At 59.8% G+C, this 14,619-nt stretch carries 18 protein-coding genes and 1 pseudogene; 4 read left to right on the forward strand and 15 right to left on the reverse strand.

From position 1 onward, the window contains the following. The first annotated feature begins 33 nt into the window (after positions 1-33). Complete coding sequence (gene wrbA / locus BG841_RS13305; protein WP_070058094.1) at positions 34-633, forward strand: NAD(P)H:quinone oxidoreductase; 600 nt, start codon at positions 34-36, stop codon at positions 631-633. A gap of 78 nt (positions 634-711) precedes the next feature. Here wrbA and BG841_RS13310 read toward each other — a convergent pair whose 3' ends face one another. The 8 genes from BG841_RS13310 to BG841_RS13345 form a co-directional block, all read right to left on the reverse strand. Next, a complete protein-coding gene (locus BG841_RS13310; protein WP_070058095.1) occupies positions 712-1,044 on the reverse strand; it encodes a YnfA family protein in 333 nt (110 codons plus the stop codon). Positions 1,045-1,087: 43 nt separating this feature from the next. After that, the gene (locus BG841_RS13315) at positions 1,088-1,612 is read right to left on the reverse strand and encodes a 2,4'-dihydroxyacetophenone dioxygenase family protein (protein ID WP_070058096.1); all 525 of its coding nucleotides are present in this window, start codon (positions 1,610-1,612) and stop codon (positions 1,088-1,090) included. A 244-nt stretch (positions 1,613-1,856) separates the two neighbouring features. Next, the gene (sstT, locus tag BG841_RS13320) at positions 1,857-3,080 is read right to left on the reverse strand and encodes a serine/threonine transporter SstT (RefSeq protein ID WP_070058837.1); all 1,224 of its coding nucleotides are present in this window, start codon (positions 3,078-3,080) and stop codon (positions 1,857-1,859) included. Positions 3,081-3,313: 233 nt separating this feature from the next. Further along, complete coding sequence (locus tag BG841_RS13325) at positions 3,314-3,874, reverse strand: GNAT family N-acetyltransferase (RefSeq protein WP_070058097.1); 561 nt, start codon at positions 3,872-3,874, stop codon at positions 3,314-3,316. A gap of 89 nt (positions 3,875-3,963) precedes the next feature. After that, entirely contained in the window at positions 3,964-4,737 is a 774-nt protein-coding gene (locus tag BG841_RS13330; protein WP_070058098.1) for a sulfite exporter TauE/SafE family protein, read from the reverse strand. A gap of 203 nt (positions 4,738-4,940) precedes the next feature. Beyond that, positions 4,941-5,744 (reverse strand): methyltransferase domain-containing protein, encoded by an 804-nt coding sequence (locus tag BG841_RS13335; RefSeq protein ID WP_070058099.1) that lies wholly within the window; start codon positions 5,742-5,744, stop codon positions 4,941-4,943. Positions 5,745-6,051: 307 nt separating this feature from the next. After that, positions 6,052-6,300 carry a DUF3297 family protein gene (locus BG841_RS13340; protein ID WP_070058100.1) on the reverse strand — a complete coding sequence of 83 codons (249 nt, stop codon included), beginning with the start codon at positions 6,298-6,300 and terminating at the stop codon, positions 6,052-6,054. A 70-nt stretch (positions 6,301-6,370) separates the two neighbouring features. Beyond that, complete coding sequence (locus BG841_RS13345; protein WP_070058101.1) at positions 6,371-7,063, reverse strand: DUF899 family protein; 693 nt, start codon at positions 7,061-7,063, stop codon at positions 6,371-6,373. Positions 7,064-7,348: 285 nt separating this feature from the next. On the opposite strand from BG841_RS13345, the gene BG841_RS13350 reads away from it, so the two are divergent. Both BG841_RS13350 and BG841_RS13355 read left to right on the forward strand, forming a co-directional pair. Continuing rightward, entirely contained in the window at positions 7,349-8,896 is a 1,548-nt protein-coding gene (locus BG841_RS13350) for an SLC13 family permease (RefSeq protein ID WP_083260265.1), read from the forward strand. Positions 8,897-9,005: 109 nt separating this feature from the next. Then, positions 9,006-10,592, forward strand: a complete 1,587-nt coding sequence (locus BG841_RS13355) for a cation:proton antiporter family protein (RefSeq protein WP_070058102.1) — start codon at positions 9,006-9,008, stop codon at positions 10,590-10,592. Position 10,593: 1 nt separating this feature from the next. On the opposite strand, the gene BG841_RS13360 is transcribed toward BG841_RS13355, so the two are convergent. From BG841_RS13360 to BG841_RS17735, 7 genes are all read right to left on the reverse strand, one after another. Continuing rightward, complete coding sequence (locus BG841_RS13360) at positions 10,594-12,060, reverse strand: MFS transporter (protein WP_070058103.1); 1,467 nt, start codon at positions 12,058-12,060, stop codon at positions 10,594-10,596. A gap of 135 nt (positions 12,061-12,195) precedes the next feature. Continuing rightward, a complete protein-coding gene (locus BG841_RS13365; RefSeq protein WP_070058104.1) occupies positions 12,196-12,783 on the reverse strand; it encodes an SMI1/KNR4 family protein in 588 nt (195 codons plus the stop codon). 174 nt (positions 12,784-12,957) lie between these two features. Further along, entirely contained in the window at positions 12,958-13,446 is a 489-nt protein-coding gene (locus BG841_RS13370) for a hypothetical protein (RefSeq protein WP_070058105.1), read from the reverse strand. After that, complete coding sequence (locus BG841_RS17095; protein ID WP_158007615.1) at positions 13,443-13,583, reverse strand: hypothetical protein; 141 nt, start codon at positions 13,581-13,583, stop codon at positions 13,443-13,445. Before BG841_RS17095 ends, BG841_RS13370 begins: the two co-directional genes overlap by 4 nt. Positions 13,584-13,685: 102 nt before the next feature. Next, positions 13,686-13,979 carry a mercury resistance system transport protein MerF gene (merF, locus tag BG841_RS17730; RefSeq protein WP_416202618.1) on the reverse strand — a complete coding sequence of 98 codons (294 nt, stop codon included), beginning with the start codon at positions 13,977-13,979 and terminating at the stop codon, positions 13,686-13,688. Then, positions 13,906-14,112 carry a GDCCVxC domain-containing (seleno)protein gene (locus BG841_RS17450; RefSeq protein WP_074454353.1) on the reverse strand — a complete coding sequence of 69 codons (207 nt, stop codon included), beginning with the start codon at positions 14,110-14,112 and terminating at the stop codon, positions 13,906-13,908. The genes merF and BG841_RS17450 overlap by 74 nt, the downstream gene beginning before the upstream one ends. A gap of 105 nt (positions 14,113-14,217) precedes the next feature. Next, positions 14,218-14,361 carry an RDD family protein gene (locus BG841_RS17735; RefSeq protein WP_141737159.1) on the reverse strand — a complete coding sequence of 48 codons (144 nt, stop codon included), beginning with the start codon at positions 14,359-14,361 and terminating at the stop codon, positions 14,218-14,220. Positions 14,362-14,443: 82 nt separating this feature from the next. Between BG841_RS17735 and BG841_RS17455 the strand changes: the two are divergent. After that, positions 14,444-14,619, forward strand: a pseudogene (locus BG841_RS17455) (transposase); the annotation flags it as partial.

Below are 14,619 nucleotides of genomic sequence, written 5' to 3' on the forward strand. Positions count from 1 at the left end.
CCAATTAACCCTACAGAAAGAGGATTGCAAGACATGACCAAGGTTCTGGTGCTTTATTATTCCATGTACGGTCACATGGAAACCATGGCGCACGCCGTCGCCGAAGGGGCCCGTGGCGTTTCCACAGTGGAGGTGACGGTGAAACGCATCCCCGAAACCATGGACGCCGAGGCATTCAAGGCAGCCGGTGGCAAGGTCGATCAGGATGCCCAGGTGGCTTCGCCCGCAGAGCTGGCAGACTACGACGCCATCATCGTGGGCACGCCCACGCGGTTCGGCAACATGGCCGGGCAGGTGCGTACCTTTTTCGACCAGACCGGTGGTCTCTGGGCCCAAGGTGCGCTGGCCGGTAAGGTGGCCAGTGTGTTCACCTCAACCGGTACCGGCGGTGGTCAGGAAATGACCATTACCTCCACCTGGACCACGCTGGCGCACCACGGCATGATCATCGTTCCCCTCGGTTATACCACGCCCGAGCTTGCCGATATTTCTGCGGTGAGTGGCGGTACGCCCTATGGCGCATCGACCATCGCCGGTGGAGATGGCTCGCGCCAGCCCGATGAGCGGGAGCTGAAAATCGCTATCCATCAGGGTAAGCGGGTTGCCCAAATCGCCGCTAAGCTGAACGGCTGACCGCGCGCTCAGCGCCCTGAATAGAGACGCGGTCCTTCAGGGCGCTGCCTGTGAGGGCGATGATCATACGGGCAAGGTTCAGGGGCCTCTGGGGGCAAACATGATGATGGCCATGCCCGTCAGCGCGACCCCGGAACCCACCATGTCCCAGGTGGTGGGCCGAATGCCGTCCACGGTCCATAGCCACAGAATGGCCATGAAGATATAGACCCCTCCGTAGGCGGCATACACACGCCCGGCGGCAGTGGGATGCAAAGATAACAGCCAGACAAAGGCCAGCAGACTCAGCGCGCCCGGCAGCAACAGCCAGGCCGATTTGCCCTCCCGCAGCCACAGGTAGGGCAGGTAGCAGCCCAGAATTTCCGCCAACGCAGTGACCACAAACAGGCCGACAGTCTTCAGTTCCGGCAACGAATCTTACCTCCGCACCCCGGCGCACTCGCCTATCAGGGTATTAACGAATGAACTGGTCGACGTACTCCCGACCCAGACCGCAGGCCTCATAATGCTTGCGGCACATGTCGATTTTGGTGAACACATCGTCAAAGCCGGTGAGGTTGCCCCAGGGGTCAACGTAATTCATGACCCCGTTTACCTGAAACAGGGTGATCATCTCGTCCACGTCATCGTCAACCACCAGGGTGTGGGTTTCGCCGGGAGGTTCGTACACATAGCTGCCCTCCGTGGCTACCCATTCATGCTCCAGATAACGCCACCGGCCTTTGAGGACCATGCCGTGCACCGGGCTGGAATGACGGTGGCGGCTCAACACGCCTGATTTGCGCACCCGCAGCAAGCTGACCCAATACCCCTGGGAGACATGCAGGCACAGCGGGCGGAAATCGACCCCTTCCGACTGCGGCACCCAAACCCGCTCATCGTCGGGGATGGCCTGGGGCACGATGATGTCGAGCGGGGCGTCTTCAGGGCGGGGGTACTGATAGGGCATTCGCTTGTTATCGTCATTATTGGCAGGCATATCTTCTCCAGAGCCTTGAGGTCAGAATCAGGGCCACGGTGTGGATGTGGGAGAAACAAACTAAGGTAAAACCGCTGCACCGTCAATTTCAGCGGATCGCCCGGGGTGTTCCCAATATTCCGTCAGGGCTCGTTTTATGGACGGCCGTTCAAATTCATAAGTGTCGTGGTGCAGGCACCAACGCAGATAGCCGGCCACCGCTTGGCGTTGCAGGTTGCTGAGTGTGGCCATAGACTGCCCGTACTCAACCCTGCTTGGGGATCGCCCGGTGACAGGCCGCGGCGGTAAAGAGCACGTCGGTCGACGAGTTGAGAGCCGTTTCGGTGGAATCCTGCACCACACTGATGACGAAGCCGATGGCGACCACCTGCATGGCCACTTCCATGGGTACCCCGAACAGGCTCGTGGCCATGGGAATCAACAGCAACGAGCCACCGGCAACCCCGGACACCCCACAGGCCGCCAGCGCGGATACCACGCACAGCAGCAAGGCCGTCGGGAAATCAACCGGAATGCCCAGGGTATGGGCGGTCGCCAGGGTGATCACCGAGATGGTGATTGCGGCGCCGGCCATGTTGATGGTGGCGCCCAGCGGGATGGAGATGGCGTAGGTGTCGGTGTCCAGCTCCAGCCGCTCGCACAGGGCCATATTGACGGGGATGTTGGCCGCCGAACTGCGGGTGAAGAAAGCGGTGATGGCACTGCCGCGCAGACAATCGAACACCAGTGGGTAAGGGTTGCGGCGAATCTGCCAGAAGACAATGAGCGGGTTGGTGACCAGCGCCACGAACAGCATACACCCGACGATTACACCCAGCAGCTGACCATAACCCAGCAGTGCGCCGATCCCCGACTCCGCCAGGGTGTTGGCGACAAGCCCGAAAATCCCCAGCGGCGCGAGACGAATGACACCACGGACGATGCCGGAGACGGCGTCTGACACGTCGTCCAGCGCCTGGCGGGTGGTTTCCTTGGCGTTACGCAGCATGAAACCGAGGCCCACGGCCCACACCAGAATGGCAATGAAGTTGGCCTCCATCAGGGCCGTGACCGGGTTGGTGACCGCGCTCAGGACCAGGTTGCGTAAAATTTCCGCAATCCCCGCAGGCGGGTTGCCACTCACGCCAGACAGGTCCAGCGACAGTTCGGTGGGAATCAGGAAACTGGCCACCACGGCCACCATGGCGGCCACCAGCGTGCCCACCACGTAGAGCACCAGCACCCCGCGAATGTGGGTGGGCTGTCCCTGCTGGTGGCGGGCAATGGCGGCCGCCACCAGCACAAACACCAGCACCGGCGCCACGGCTTTCAGGGCCGACACGAACAGCTGACCGAGCAGGGCCACCGAGGCGGCGGCTTCGGTCGAGACGATGGCCAGCACCACCCCGCCCACAATGCCGAGTGCAATCTGAGTAACCAGCCCCAGCCGCATAAAAGGTCGAAAAACAGAGTGCAATCCAGAAAGCATGAAAACCTCACGTTGGAGCTGTAACAAAAACGAATCAGGGTCCGCCCGGTGCATGGGGACGTATCTGGCGCGCTATGATAACGCATAGTTAAGAGGTGTAAATGTGTCGGTTGTGGTTAATTTGATCAAGTTTTCTGAATGTCCGGACGCCGGCCTTTTAACTCGTTGATTAACTGAAAATCTACCGGCCAACGCCGTTTTCGAATGAAATCACGCCCGCGGCAATCGCTGCGCTAGGAATGCGCTGCCTGCCACTGTGAGCGGGTGATTTTATAAAGCACGTGCTCACAAAGCGGGTGGCCCGGGTCTATGTCCGGGTGCCTGAAGTTGGCCCGGGTATCGGTCATGCCCAGGCGCGCCATGACCGCGCGGGAGCGCTGATTGGCGACCGCGCTGAACGCGACCACTTCGTCCAGGGCCAGCTCCTCAAAGGCGAACCGCAAGGCCTCGGTAGCCGCTTCCGTGGCGTAGCCCTGGCCCCAGAAGGAGCGGTGGAGCCGCCAGCCCACTTCCACGCAGGGCGCAAAGGGCAGATCGGCGCTGGGCTGATGCAGACCCGCGAACCCGATGAAACGGCTCTGTTCCCGCAAGCTGACGGCCCAAAAACCCCAGCCACGGTCTGCGATCAGCTGTTGGCATTTATTGGCCATGGCATCGCTTTCGATTGATTGCAGCGGGCGGGGAAAGTATTCCATTACGGCGGGGTCTGCGTTCAACTCAGCGAATACAGGCAAGTCAGCCGCTTGCCACTGCCGCAGACATAAACGTCGGGTCGTTAGCTGACACGTTTGCATGACGTGGGGCTCCTTTGGTTCATAGGAGAGTCCGGCGCGCCGCGCGGTTGCGGTGCGTCCGGGTGAAGCCTGACGGTGTGGCCGCCGGGTTAATGCCCATAGGTGACCATGAAAAAATAAACCGTAATGCCGCAACTGGCCAGAATCACAAACCAGCGGACGTGTCGCTGGGACAGCCGCTTGGACACATGGGCCGCGACATACCCCCCGACCAGGGTGCCCACCAGAACAATCAGGCCCTCATGCCAGGCAATCACCCCGTCGTAGATAAACAGTGCAATGGCGATCAACGACACCGCCGAAGAGATCAGCAGTTTCAGACCGTTCATGGCGTTGATGTTGGTATGCCCGGCCAGCGCCAGGTAACTGAGGGCAATGATCCCGAGTCCCGCATTGAAAAACCCCCCATAGGCACAGACGCCCAGCAGCACCAGGGCCAGAAGCAGGTGGCCCGCAACGGACGCATGCCGGTGGGTCGAGGTCAGTTTCTTTAAGGTGCTGTTGATTTGACCACCAAAGATAAAGAGCACGGTGGCGAACAACAGCAACCAGGGAATGGCCTCACGGAACAACGCTTCGGGTGTCTGCAGCAACAACCAGGCGCCCAGAATTCCCCCGATCAGGCTGATCAGGAGCAGTTGCGGCAATTCCTGTTTGTGCGCCTGCAGATCGTCGCGAAACGCATAGGCGCCACTGAGATACCCGGCGCAGGAGGCAAAGGTGTTGGTCGCATTGGCACTGATGGGCGGCACGCCCACAACCAGCAACGCCGGAAAGGTGATGAAGCTGCCGCCACCCGCAACGGAATTGATCACGCCACCCAGAAGACCGGCACCAAAAAGAAACAGCCACTCATACAGCATAACAACCCACCGCCCCGCCAAGTTTGATGTGTGGTGGCCCAGTGCCGCCACGTCGGCCGTCTGACAGCCAACTCAGGCGCTATCATAGCCCAGCGTCACGGCGTTAACCGCCGGTTACTCGTCAGTTTCTGCCCGTGGTGCAGCGGACAGACCGACCCCAACACCAGTGGCGCGCCAGCCGGGCGGCAGATTGTGGGCGTAGGCTATGGGGCGCGTGCGGTCACGATGTGCGCCGGGGCGTCAAACGCCACCGTCCCCCCGGCGGTTACAAACCGGTTCAGAACCGTCTCTGCTTCCGTGAGAATGATCGCAATTTGTTGCTCGGTAAGGTTTACACCCATAACCGGCAACCAACCACGGAGATCCGCTTCCACCATGGCTCTTATACTCGGGAAACGGGCGGTACCGTGGTGGGTGGTAATGTCCACCGAGACGGCCCCCGCGTCCTGAAACAGTTTGGCTAGTTGGTGTTGATCGCCCATCACGAAGGGTGCCCGCAACGCATCTGCGGCCGCTTGCCCGGCCTGACGCTCCAGCAGCGCCACGGCATCGGGGTAGGCCTGCGAATGCTCCAGCGAGTCCCAAACGCCCACCGCCAGCCGTCCGCCGGGTGCCGCCACCCGCAGCATTTCAGCGATTGCGGCCAATCTGTCCTGAAAGAACATCAAGCCAAACTGGCACACCACCGCGTCAAAGGCATGGTCTTCGTAGGGCAAAGATTCCGCCAGGCCCTGGTGCCAGTCAATGGACGGGGCCAACTGCCGGGCCACCGCCAGCATGCCGGGCGCAGCATCCAGGCCCGCCACGACGCCGTCATCGCCCACCTGGGTCGCCACCTCCCGGGCTAACACCCCGGTACCGCAGGCGACGTCCAACACCCGCTGGCCGGGCTGAATACCGGCTGCCGCCGCCATGACGGGCGCAAACTGCTGAAAGAGCGCGGGGACGTGGAGTTGCTGGTAGGCTCTGGCCGCTGCTACCTCGTTATCTGAAGCCTTGATAGCCATGATTGATCCTCCTTTGGCGCATACGCCCGATGCAGACGTCGCCAAACGTATACCCGAGTTTCCGAGTCCTTCGTTGTCACTACTGCATTAATTCGATGCGGAGGAGTCGGATCCACTGCGTATTCAGCATAGCGTCCTCTGCTCTTCGTGGGGAGCGGAGAATGGCATGGTGGGTCGTTAAGGGGGAGACGGGACGGGACGGGGCAGGGCGCGCCAGTGGAGGGCGTCGATCGCACGCCCGGAGGAAAGGACAGCGCGTAAATGGGTGCCGGTGCTGGTCCGGGCACCCGTTCGGACGGTTTACAGCTTACATATAGTAGGCTTCGACGGTTCCTTTCAGGGTAACCATCATTGGCAGCCCGCGACGGTCCCGCGCCTTGGGGTGGGCCACTTTCACCCAGCCTTCACTGATGCAGTATTCCTCGACGTCGTTACGCTCTTTGCCGTTCAGCCGGATGCCAATGTTGTGTTCGAACACTTCCGCCACATGGTGGGGGCTGCGGGGGTTACCCGACAGGCGATCGGGTAGCGGGGGCAGCGCTTTGGTATCGTTCATGTTAATGACCTGAGTTGAAAAAAGTGCGTCATTGTAGGCAATGTAGCCGGAGCGCTCAACAACCGCTGTTTCACTCCTTGTTCAGAAAGTTTTTTTCCAGAAATTCGGATCTGAACTGTTGCGGCGGCGTGGGGATATCCGGCCGCCCCTCAGGCGTAAAGTCCATGAGATTCCAGAACGGCCAGACCGTGTCGACGTGATTTCCCGGCAGTTCGGTGCCCCAAAAATGAAAAATCTTGCCGTCCTGTTTCTTGAACACGTGCATCACCGGCCACTGCAGGTCGTCAGAGTCCCCCTGGCACCGGTAATCGGCTTGATAGGGCGACTCGAACCCGGACACCAGCGCAATTTGCGACCAGCCCCGCCGCTTTGCCCAGGCGTTGATCGATTCGGCCGGGGCTTTGGCGATGGCCACGAAGGCCGCGCCGCTTTCGGTGACCTGATACCAGGTACGGTCAAATCCGTCCACCAGCGACGTGCAGGAAGGGCAGGGGTTATCCCAGTTGGGGCCGTACATGAACGAGTAGAGCAATAAGGTGTGCTTGTCACCAAACAGGTCGGAGAAGGTCACCCGTTGCCCCACCTTGCCGTCGGTGGCCCACTGGAACACGTAATCCGTCTTCAACTCTCCGCCGAGCGGGAGTTGGCGGCGTTTTTCAGCGAGCGCCTTTACCTGGTCGACCAGGGCCTGTTCCTCCTTGAGCAGTGCGTCGCGCGCCTCCCGGTAGGCGCTGCTTTCGTTCGGGTAGCGTAGTTCACTCATGTCGTCACCTCGTTGCAGCTGGTTTGTGACTGATCCCGGGTGGCGGCGGATTAACCGAACACCCTATAGAGTCAGCCTACTCTGTTTCCGCCGGAGTGGCAGCCGGAACATCGGGTGGGGTGTGCGTCATCAACGATCTGTCGGATGTTGGTTGCATCGCTGTGGCGCGGGACGGGCAAACGGCCGTTCGGGCTGCCATACTTTTTTTACCGATGCGGCTGATCAGACTCCGACCCAGTGATCGCCCGGAAATAGTCCTGACATTGTCAGAAGGATGCAGCACCCATGGCGAAGGACACCAAGGGCACCCCCGCCCGTGACGACGACTACCTGACCCCGGGCGACCGGCGCGACCCGGACTACAAAGACCGGCCCGAACCGACCGAAAGACCAATCAGCGGACTGCGGTTGCTGGGACTGCTGGGAGGACCGGTGGTGGCGGTTTTGGTCCTGCTGACGGCCGCCCCCGAGGGCATGCCGCTCATCGCCTGGCATTTGGTGGCCATGGCCAGCTGGATGGTAATCTGGTGGCTGACCGAGGCGATACCCATCCCCGCCACGGCGCTGTTGCCGATCGTGATGATGCCCCTGCTGGGGATCGACCAGATCCAGCCGGTGGCGGCCAACTACGGTCACCCGCTGATTTTTTTGTTTCTCGGAGGCTTTTTGCTGGCGGCGGCCATGCAACACGTGGGCCTGCACCGGCGCATCGCCCTGCAGATCGTCAGCCGGATCGGCACGTCACCGTCGCGGATCATTTTGGGCTTTATGCTGGCGACCGCCTTTTTGTCGATGTGGATCTCCAACACCGCCACCACCATCATGATGTTCGCCGTGGCCCTGTCGGTGGTCGACTTCGTTGCCGAGCAAACGGATGACGAGGCCACAGTGCGTAATTTCGGTGTCGCGTTGATGCTGTCCATCGCCTACAGCGCGTCGATCGGCGGTGTGGGCACCCTGATCGGCACCCCGCCCAACGCGCTGCTTGCCAGCTTTCTGCAAAACACCTACCAGATCGAGATCACGTTCTTTAACTGGATGCTGCTGGGCGTACCCGTGGTGGCCGTCATGCTGCCGGTCAGCTGGCTGCTGCTGACGCGGGTGCTGTTCCCGTCGCACCGGATCGCCATTCAGGACCCCGGCGCGGTGGTCGACCGTGAACTGGCGGCTCTGGGGCGAATGTCCCGGGGTGAAAAACTGGTGGCCCTGGTGTTTCTGGGGGCCGCGCTGGGGTGGATCTTCCGCGCGCTGCTGGTGACCTGGACCGGGTTGCCACTGAACGACACCATCATCGCGCTGCTCGCCGCCCTGATCTTGTTCGCAGTACCCATTTCCCGGGCCGAAGGTGAGTTCGCCCTGGATTGGGAGGCGGCCCGCAACGTGCCCTGGGGGGTGCTGCTGCTGTTCGGCGGCGGCCTGGCGCTGGCGGGCGGGTTTAAAAGCACCGGTCTGGCGGAATGGATCGGCAACGCCGTCGCCGGGGTGGAGGTGAGCACCCTGGTGCTGATCCTGCTGGTTACCGTGGCGATCGTCTACCTGACCGAAATCACCTCCAACACCGCCTCCACGGCCACCTTCTTGCCGGTATTGGCGGCGGTGGCTGTAGGCCTGGGCCTGAACCCCGTGATCCTCTGCGTCCCGGTGGCGTTAGGGGCGTCCATGGCCTTCATGATGCCCGTGGCCACTCCGCCCAATGCCATTGTCTTCGCCTACGAGCAGATGCAATTGCGGGACATGGTTCGCGCCGGCTTTATGCTGAACCTGCTGGCCATCGCGGTCTCCTTTGGGTTGTTTACCCTGTTGGCCAAGCTGGTGTTTGGGGTCGACTTCTAGCCGGCGGTGCGCAAGCGGTGACCGGTCAGTGCAAAGTCACTTCATTGCGGCGCAAAAACGGGTTAGCCTTGCGCTGTCTTTCATCACCTGAGCCCCTGTAAAACGAACCATGCCTGAAGCTATATGGATATCCTTTGCGTTTGGTCTTGGCCTGCTGGTCAAGGTGGTACATCTGCCATCCCTGGTAGGGTATCTGGCGGCCGGTTTTATCCTCAGTGCGCTCACCGCGCATCCCGGCAGCAATATTTCCGCAGAACCGACCGCTGTGCTAGGCCACATCGCACACCTCGGTGTGTTGATGATGCTGTTCACCGTTGGGCTCAAGCTCAAGTTCAGATCCATTCTGAGCCCCGAAGTCATCGGCGGTAGTCTGCTGCATTTTGCCATTACCTGTCTGGTGTTTGCGCCGGGTCTCTATCTGTTGCTGGACATCAGCTGGTACCTGGCGTTCATGCTGGCGGTGGCGCTGTCGTTTTCGTCCACCATTCTGGCCGCCAAGGTATTGGAAAGTAAGCGGGAGCTGCGCGCCTTCCACGGCCGGGTGGCCATTGGCATTCTGGTGATGCAGGACCTGATCGCCCTGGTGGTAATGAGTCTGGCCGCCGGCAAGACGCCGTCCCAGTGGGCGCTGATTGTCTTTGGTTTACCGCTGCTACGGCCGTTGTTGTTCCGCCTGCTGGACGCCAGTGGCCACGACGAATTGCTGGTGCTGCTGGGCATGCTGCTGGCCCTGGTGCTCGGTGGGCTGGGCTTTCAGGCGGTCGGGTTGAGTTCAGAGCTGGGGGCGCTGCTGTTTGGTGCGGTGCTGGCCAATCACCCGCGCAGTCAGGAGCTGGCGGCTTCCTTGTGGAGCATCAAGGAGGTGTTTCTGGTCGGGTTCTTCCTGCAAATCGGTCTGGGCGGTCTGCCGGATCATCAGGCGCTGATGTTTGCCCTGGTTGCGAGCCTGGCGCTGCCGTTGAAGGGCCTGTTGTTTTTCTTTTTGATGATCTTTTTCCATCTGCGGGCGCGCAGCAGTTTTCTGACCTCGCTCGCACTCACCAACTACAGCGAATTCGGCCTGATCGTGGCCAGCATCGCGCTGCCCCAGTGGCTGGTGCCGCTGGCGCTCACCGTGGCCTTGTCGTTTGTGATTTCTGCGCCATTAAACCGTCTTGCGCACCGCCTGTATGAGCGCTTTGCCAGCCGGCTGGAACCCTTTGAAACCAATCAGCACCACCCGGATGAACAGCCACTGGCGCTGGGAGACGCGAAAGTACTCATCATGGGCATGGGGCGCACCGGCACGGCGGCCTACGACTGGCTGGTGGAACAGGAATCCGCGGTGGTCGGGCTGGATTTTGATCCCAATAAAATCATTCTGCACCAGGCGGCGGGGCGCAGCGTGGAATTTGCCGACGCCGAAGACTCTACGTTTTGGAGCAACCTGCACATGCCCCAGGTACACTCGGTGATCCTTGCCATGCCCGACATCGAAGGCAAACTGATCGCCGCGCGCATGTTGCGGCGCGTCGGCTTTACCGGCTACATAGTGGCACAAACCCTGTACGACGACGAAGCCCGGCAGATCCGCAAAGCCGGCGCGAACGAGGCCTATCTGAGCAAGAGCGAAACCGGTGTGGCCCTGGCCAGCCACATTGCTGAACGCAAAGCCCCGGCGCGGCAGACGGCACCCGAGCCCAGTGCGGTAAGCTGACTCACGAACCGGGCGGGGCCGAGGCGCGCCGGTCGCGCAAGTCTTTGCAAGCCATGGCTAGCGCCAGCCCGATGATCAGCGCAATGGCCAGGAAACCGAGGCTCATGGCAACGGGCCAGGAGCTGAAGGGAAGCACCGCGAACACTATGGCGGTGACGACCGCAATGCCCACGGAGGAACCGATCCGTTGACCGGTTTGCATGATGGCGCCAGAGCTGCCCGCGTAGGCCACTGGCACTTCTGCGAGGGTCAGGGTTTGATTGGGGCTGATCACCGAGCCCTGGCCGAGGCCAAAAAACGCCACCGACACCAGCAGCCACCAGATACTTAGCCCGGTATACTCGTGCAGCAGCACCACCGCGACACTGGCGAGCACCCCGAAAATACACAAGCCCAAGCCGCCGATGACAATTTTACGCCCATATTGGGTGACGTTCCTGCCTGCCCAATTGGCCGAATAGGCCGAGAGCAAGGCCGCCGGAATACCGATCAGCCCCGCTTCAAACGCTGAAAAGCCCCCACCTTGTTGGACGTAATAGGGCACCAGCACCCAGACACTGGTCATGCCCAAAAAGTACAGCATCATAATGATGCTGCCGTTGCGGTAGCTGGCGGTGGCGAATACATTCAAATCCACCATGGGGCTATAGCCGCGTCGGGCGTACCAGCGTTCCCAACGTGCCCACAGATAAAACAGCAACAACCCGGCCGGCAACAACAGCCAGATAAGCCTCGAGGGGTGGGATTCCACAAAGGGATAGAGCAGGGCCAACACGCCCAGACCGAGCAGCAGCGCCCCCACAGGGTCCAGAGAGCTCCAGCCTTGATGCGCCTCAAGTTTGGGTTTGTGTATCAATGGGCGGGGAAACCACAGCCACGCCAGCAGGATGGTTACCACACCCACCGGCACGTTGATCAGAAAGGTCAGTCGCCAGCCAAACTCCGGACCACCCAGCTGAATCAGCAGCCCGCCAAGCACCGGGCCAATGGCGAACGACACACCCACCGTGGTGCCAAACATGCCAAAGGCGCGAGCGCGTTCCGGGCCTCGAAAGTACTGTTGGATCATGCCTATGCCCTGGGGGTTCAAAAAGCCCGAGCCAACCCCCTGAACGAAACGCGCTGCATTGAGCCAATCCGCATCCGGCGCCAGGCCCGCAGCAATGGACGAGAGGGTGAACACCACCACCCCCAGCACAAACAAGCCGCCGCGCCCCACCAGGTCGCCCGCACGACCGGCACTGACCAACACCACGCCGAAGGTGAGGGTGTAACCTGACAGCACCCACTGAATATCGGAGACACTGGCGTGCAGCGCATCCTGGATCGACGGCAAGGTGACGTTAATGACACTGACACTCGTCAGCGACATTAAAATCGCCATGAGAACCACCGCAAGAATCCGCCAGCGGACCGGGTCACTGCTGGTATCGGTGACCGTATCCAGCGGCATTGTTATTTGAGACATTCAAAAACCTTACAGACCAATGTTGTCAGTTGTCCGTGTTAACAGGAAAAAAGCCGTGGCCATCGCAATACCGCGCAGGGGGCTGCGTCGGGCTCACCATACCAGGGCTTTCCAGTGACGGGGAACTGCGCCGTGTCAGGCATTTTTGAGCCATTCGGGCATACCGGGGCTGAGATCTTTCTCCGTTGTCCGCTCGATGAAGCCATCCCCGCTGACGCTGTAGACTCCGCTTTGGAGTTCGGCCAGGTAGCTGTCGACCAGCTCGCTGAAGGTCGCCGCAAGACGGGTGTAAGAGCAGTTTTCAGGATCAACCTCGATAATCTGGCCCGGCGTCCCACCGGGGGCCGGGTCGTAGTCAAAATACCGGTAAACGTCGCCATTCATGCACGTAAAGGGCAGCCATTTGGGGTGGCGCATCAACGGCTTCACCGGGCCATCCACAAAAATCACCCCGCTGGCCGTCCGGTCTTTCCAGAACTCGATGGTTTCCATGTCCGGATCGTAGAACTCACGGGCAATGTCCTGGTCGAGTTTGTACTGGGAAATGATCCCGTCACAAGGCAACAACTGATTGCCATCGCCCAGAATTGCCAGCCAGCTGGTGCCGTCTTCGCCGTTGTGGTGTTTGAGAAAGTGCTTATAGTCTTCCGGCAAGGAGAGCCCTGTTTCTTGCTCTACCGCATGAATGTCGGCGGGCGAAGCAGGCTTGTTTAAATGCTGCATACAAGCAGGTGCGTTTGTTTGTATCCAAGCTATCAGGTTTTGCATCTTGTTGTCCTTATGTGCCTGGCGCGCCTGCACCCCCTGCAGAGACCCCGTCCTGTTGGTAGAAAGGTTGGCTATGGGATAAGCGGTCAGGTTGCCCTTGGCGCAAACATAATAACGGTTATGCCTGCCTCAAGGAACGGGATAAAAGTGTTGGGCCTGATCGTAAACGAAAATTTCAGAAAAACGACCATCATTGGTGTTTTTCAAGTGGGACAGCTCCTGAATGATCAGATCCCGTTCGCGGTTGCCGACAAAGGGCGAATAGAGCCCGACTAACAGTATCCCCGGGCCCCGGCGGTGAAATATATCGCTGATCGAGTCCTTTTCGTATTTCTTCATGACGACCGTCTTCACTTCCTCAACGAAAAGGCCGTCCGGTTCGGTGGGAACGGGAGGTAGGTCATCCGCCGCGTGGGAGGTCAGGCTCCGGGCAAAGTCGCCATTGATAAACGCGTCGGTAATTTCGATCCAGATGGGCTGCTGATCAATCTCCACCCTGGCGTCTGGCGGGTCGGGGTAGCCCAACACGACCAACATTCGATCTTGCTGTTTCAGGTATCGCTTGAAGGACCTGATCACGCTGCGCTCATGGGCTTCTTTGATTTCGCGTCTCTTCATAACGACTGCCGGTCCGGCTTGTTGGGTTCAAGCGGGTAGTGAACCGCGTACTCAAAAGTGCCAGGCTGAAACTGTTGCTGCCATTTGATCACGGCCATCGCGCCCTGGTCGTAGTGGTCATGTTTGAAACGCGGCATGCCGACGGTTCCTTGTCTGTTGGCTCGATGTTACCAAATCCGGTCCCGTTTGGGGTTTCTACAGCCCCACCGCCTTTGTTTGGCAGACTCCCACTATACTGATTATATCGATCTATCCCGCCTGCGCCGTCTAAGCCCAATTGCAAGAAGGATCAGAAAGACAGCGAGCAATGGGAAAAGAACGTAATCCAGATAACCCACCAGTGCAGAAATACCAAGGAGTGCAAACAACCAGATGAGCACAGGCGTGAAACAGCAGAGCGCTGTCACCACACCGCCAATGGCACCAACCTTTATTAGACGCCTGCTCCTGTTCAAAATATTAACCGCAGGATTGATCCAGCTGGACCGGAGGACAGGGCGTATCGCCGTATGAACAGAACACACAGCAATCACCCTGTTTAGGTTTGAGCAGCCCCCGGCACTTTTTGCACTCGTAATAATACTGGCACGCGTCCTCCGGCATGGTCTCTGTTTCCTTGTGCCCGCAGACAGGGCAGCTTATCTCTGATGTGAGTTTGGGTTTCATAATTCACCTCCCTCAGAAGTGACGCTGCTGACAACTTGATGCTGCTATAGACGGCACGAATTCGTGCGCGTCCGGCGACCGCAGTGAACAGGTTTAACTGCCCTGTTAAACAGCGGCATCAAATTTGACAGGCTCCTTGCCGATACTACGGACAACGACCGTACCGGCAAGTTTGTCATGCCAGCCTTGTTTGCGCTTATCCACACCGACCCAAATAAACCCCAGGCAGAGAGGAAGGGCCGATAGGATATAGGCGAAGTACCTTGTAGTGGTTCAATGATTCCGGACACCAACGTAGGTGGTAATATCGCCACAATAAACGAGGTGTCTGATGACCAGAAAGCGACGTTCTTTTTCTCCTGAGTTCAAACAGGAAGCAGCCAGCCTGGTGCTGGATCAAGGTTACACGATTCCCCAGGCGAGCGTGTCCCTGGGAATTGGTGAAAGCGCTATCCGGCGCTGGGTTAACCAACTGGCCGAGGAGCGTGACGGTGTCACCCCGAAGGG

The organism is Marinobacter sp. X15-166B, assembly GCF_001752365.1.
In the GTDB taxonomy this organism is placed as follows: domain Bacteria; phylum Pseudomonadota; class Gammaproteobacteria; order Pseudomonadales; family Oleiphilaceae; genus Marinobacter.

Coding starts and splice junctions, on each gene's coding strand:
- wrbA (WP_070058094.1), top strand. CDS start 34: ATGACCAAGGTTCTGGTGCTTTATTATTCCATGTACGGTCACATGGAA.
- BG841_RS13315 (WP_070058096.1), bottom strand. CDS start 1,612: ATGCCTGCCAATAATGACGATAACAAGCGAATGCCCTATCAGTACCCC.
- sstT (WP_070058837.1), bottom strand. CDS start 3,080: ATGCTTTCTGGATTGCACTCTGTTTTTCGACCTTTTATGCGGCTGGGG.
- BG841_RS13325 (WP_070058097.1), bottom strand. CDS start 3,874: ATGCAAACGTGTCAGCTAACGACCCGACGTTTATGTCTGCGGCAGTGG.
- BG841_RS13330 (WP_070058098.1), bottom strand. CDS start 4,737: ATGCTGTATGAGTGGCTGTTTCTTTTTGGTGCCGGTCTTCTGGGTGGC.
- BG841_RS13335 (WP_070058099.1), bottom strand. CDS start 5,744: ATGGCTATCAAGGCTTCAGATAACGAGGTAGCAGCGGCCAGAGCCTAC.
- BG841_RS13340 (WP_070058100.1), bottom strand. CDS start 6,300: ATGAACGATACCAAAGCGCTGCCCCCGCTACCCGATCGCCTGTCGGGT.
- BG841_RS13345 (WP_070058101.1), bottom strand. CDS start 7,063: ATGAGTGAACTACGCTACCCGAACGAAAGCAGCGCCTACCGGGAGGCG.
- BG841_RS13350 (WP_083260265.1), top strand. CDS start 7,349: ATGGCGAAGGACACCAAGGGCACCCCCGCCCGTGACGACGACTACCTG.
- BG841_RS13355 (WP_070058102.1), top strand. CDS start 9,006: ATGCCTGAAGCTATATGGATATCCTTTGCGTTTGGTCTTGGCCTGCTG.
- BG841_RS13360 (WP_070058103.1), bottom strand. CDS start 12,060: ATGTCTCAAATAACAATGCCGCTGGATACGGTCACCGATACCAGCAGT.
- BG841_RS13365 (WP_070058104.1), bottom strand. CDS start 12,783: ATGCAGCATTTAAACAAGCCTGCTTCGCCCGCCGACATTCATGCGGTA.
- BG841_RS13370 (WP_070058105.1), bottom strand. CDS start 13,446: ATGAAGAGACGCGAAATCAAAGAAGCCCATGAGCGCAGCGTGATCAGG.
- BG841_RS17095 (WP_158007615.1), bottom strand. CDS start 13,583: ATGCCGCGTTTCAAACATGACCACTACGACCAGGGCGCGATGGCCGTG.
- BG841_RS17450 (WP_074454353.1), bottom strand. CDS start 14,112: ATGAAACCCAAACTCACATCAGAGATAAGCTGCCCTGTCTGCGGGCAC.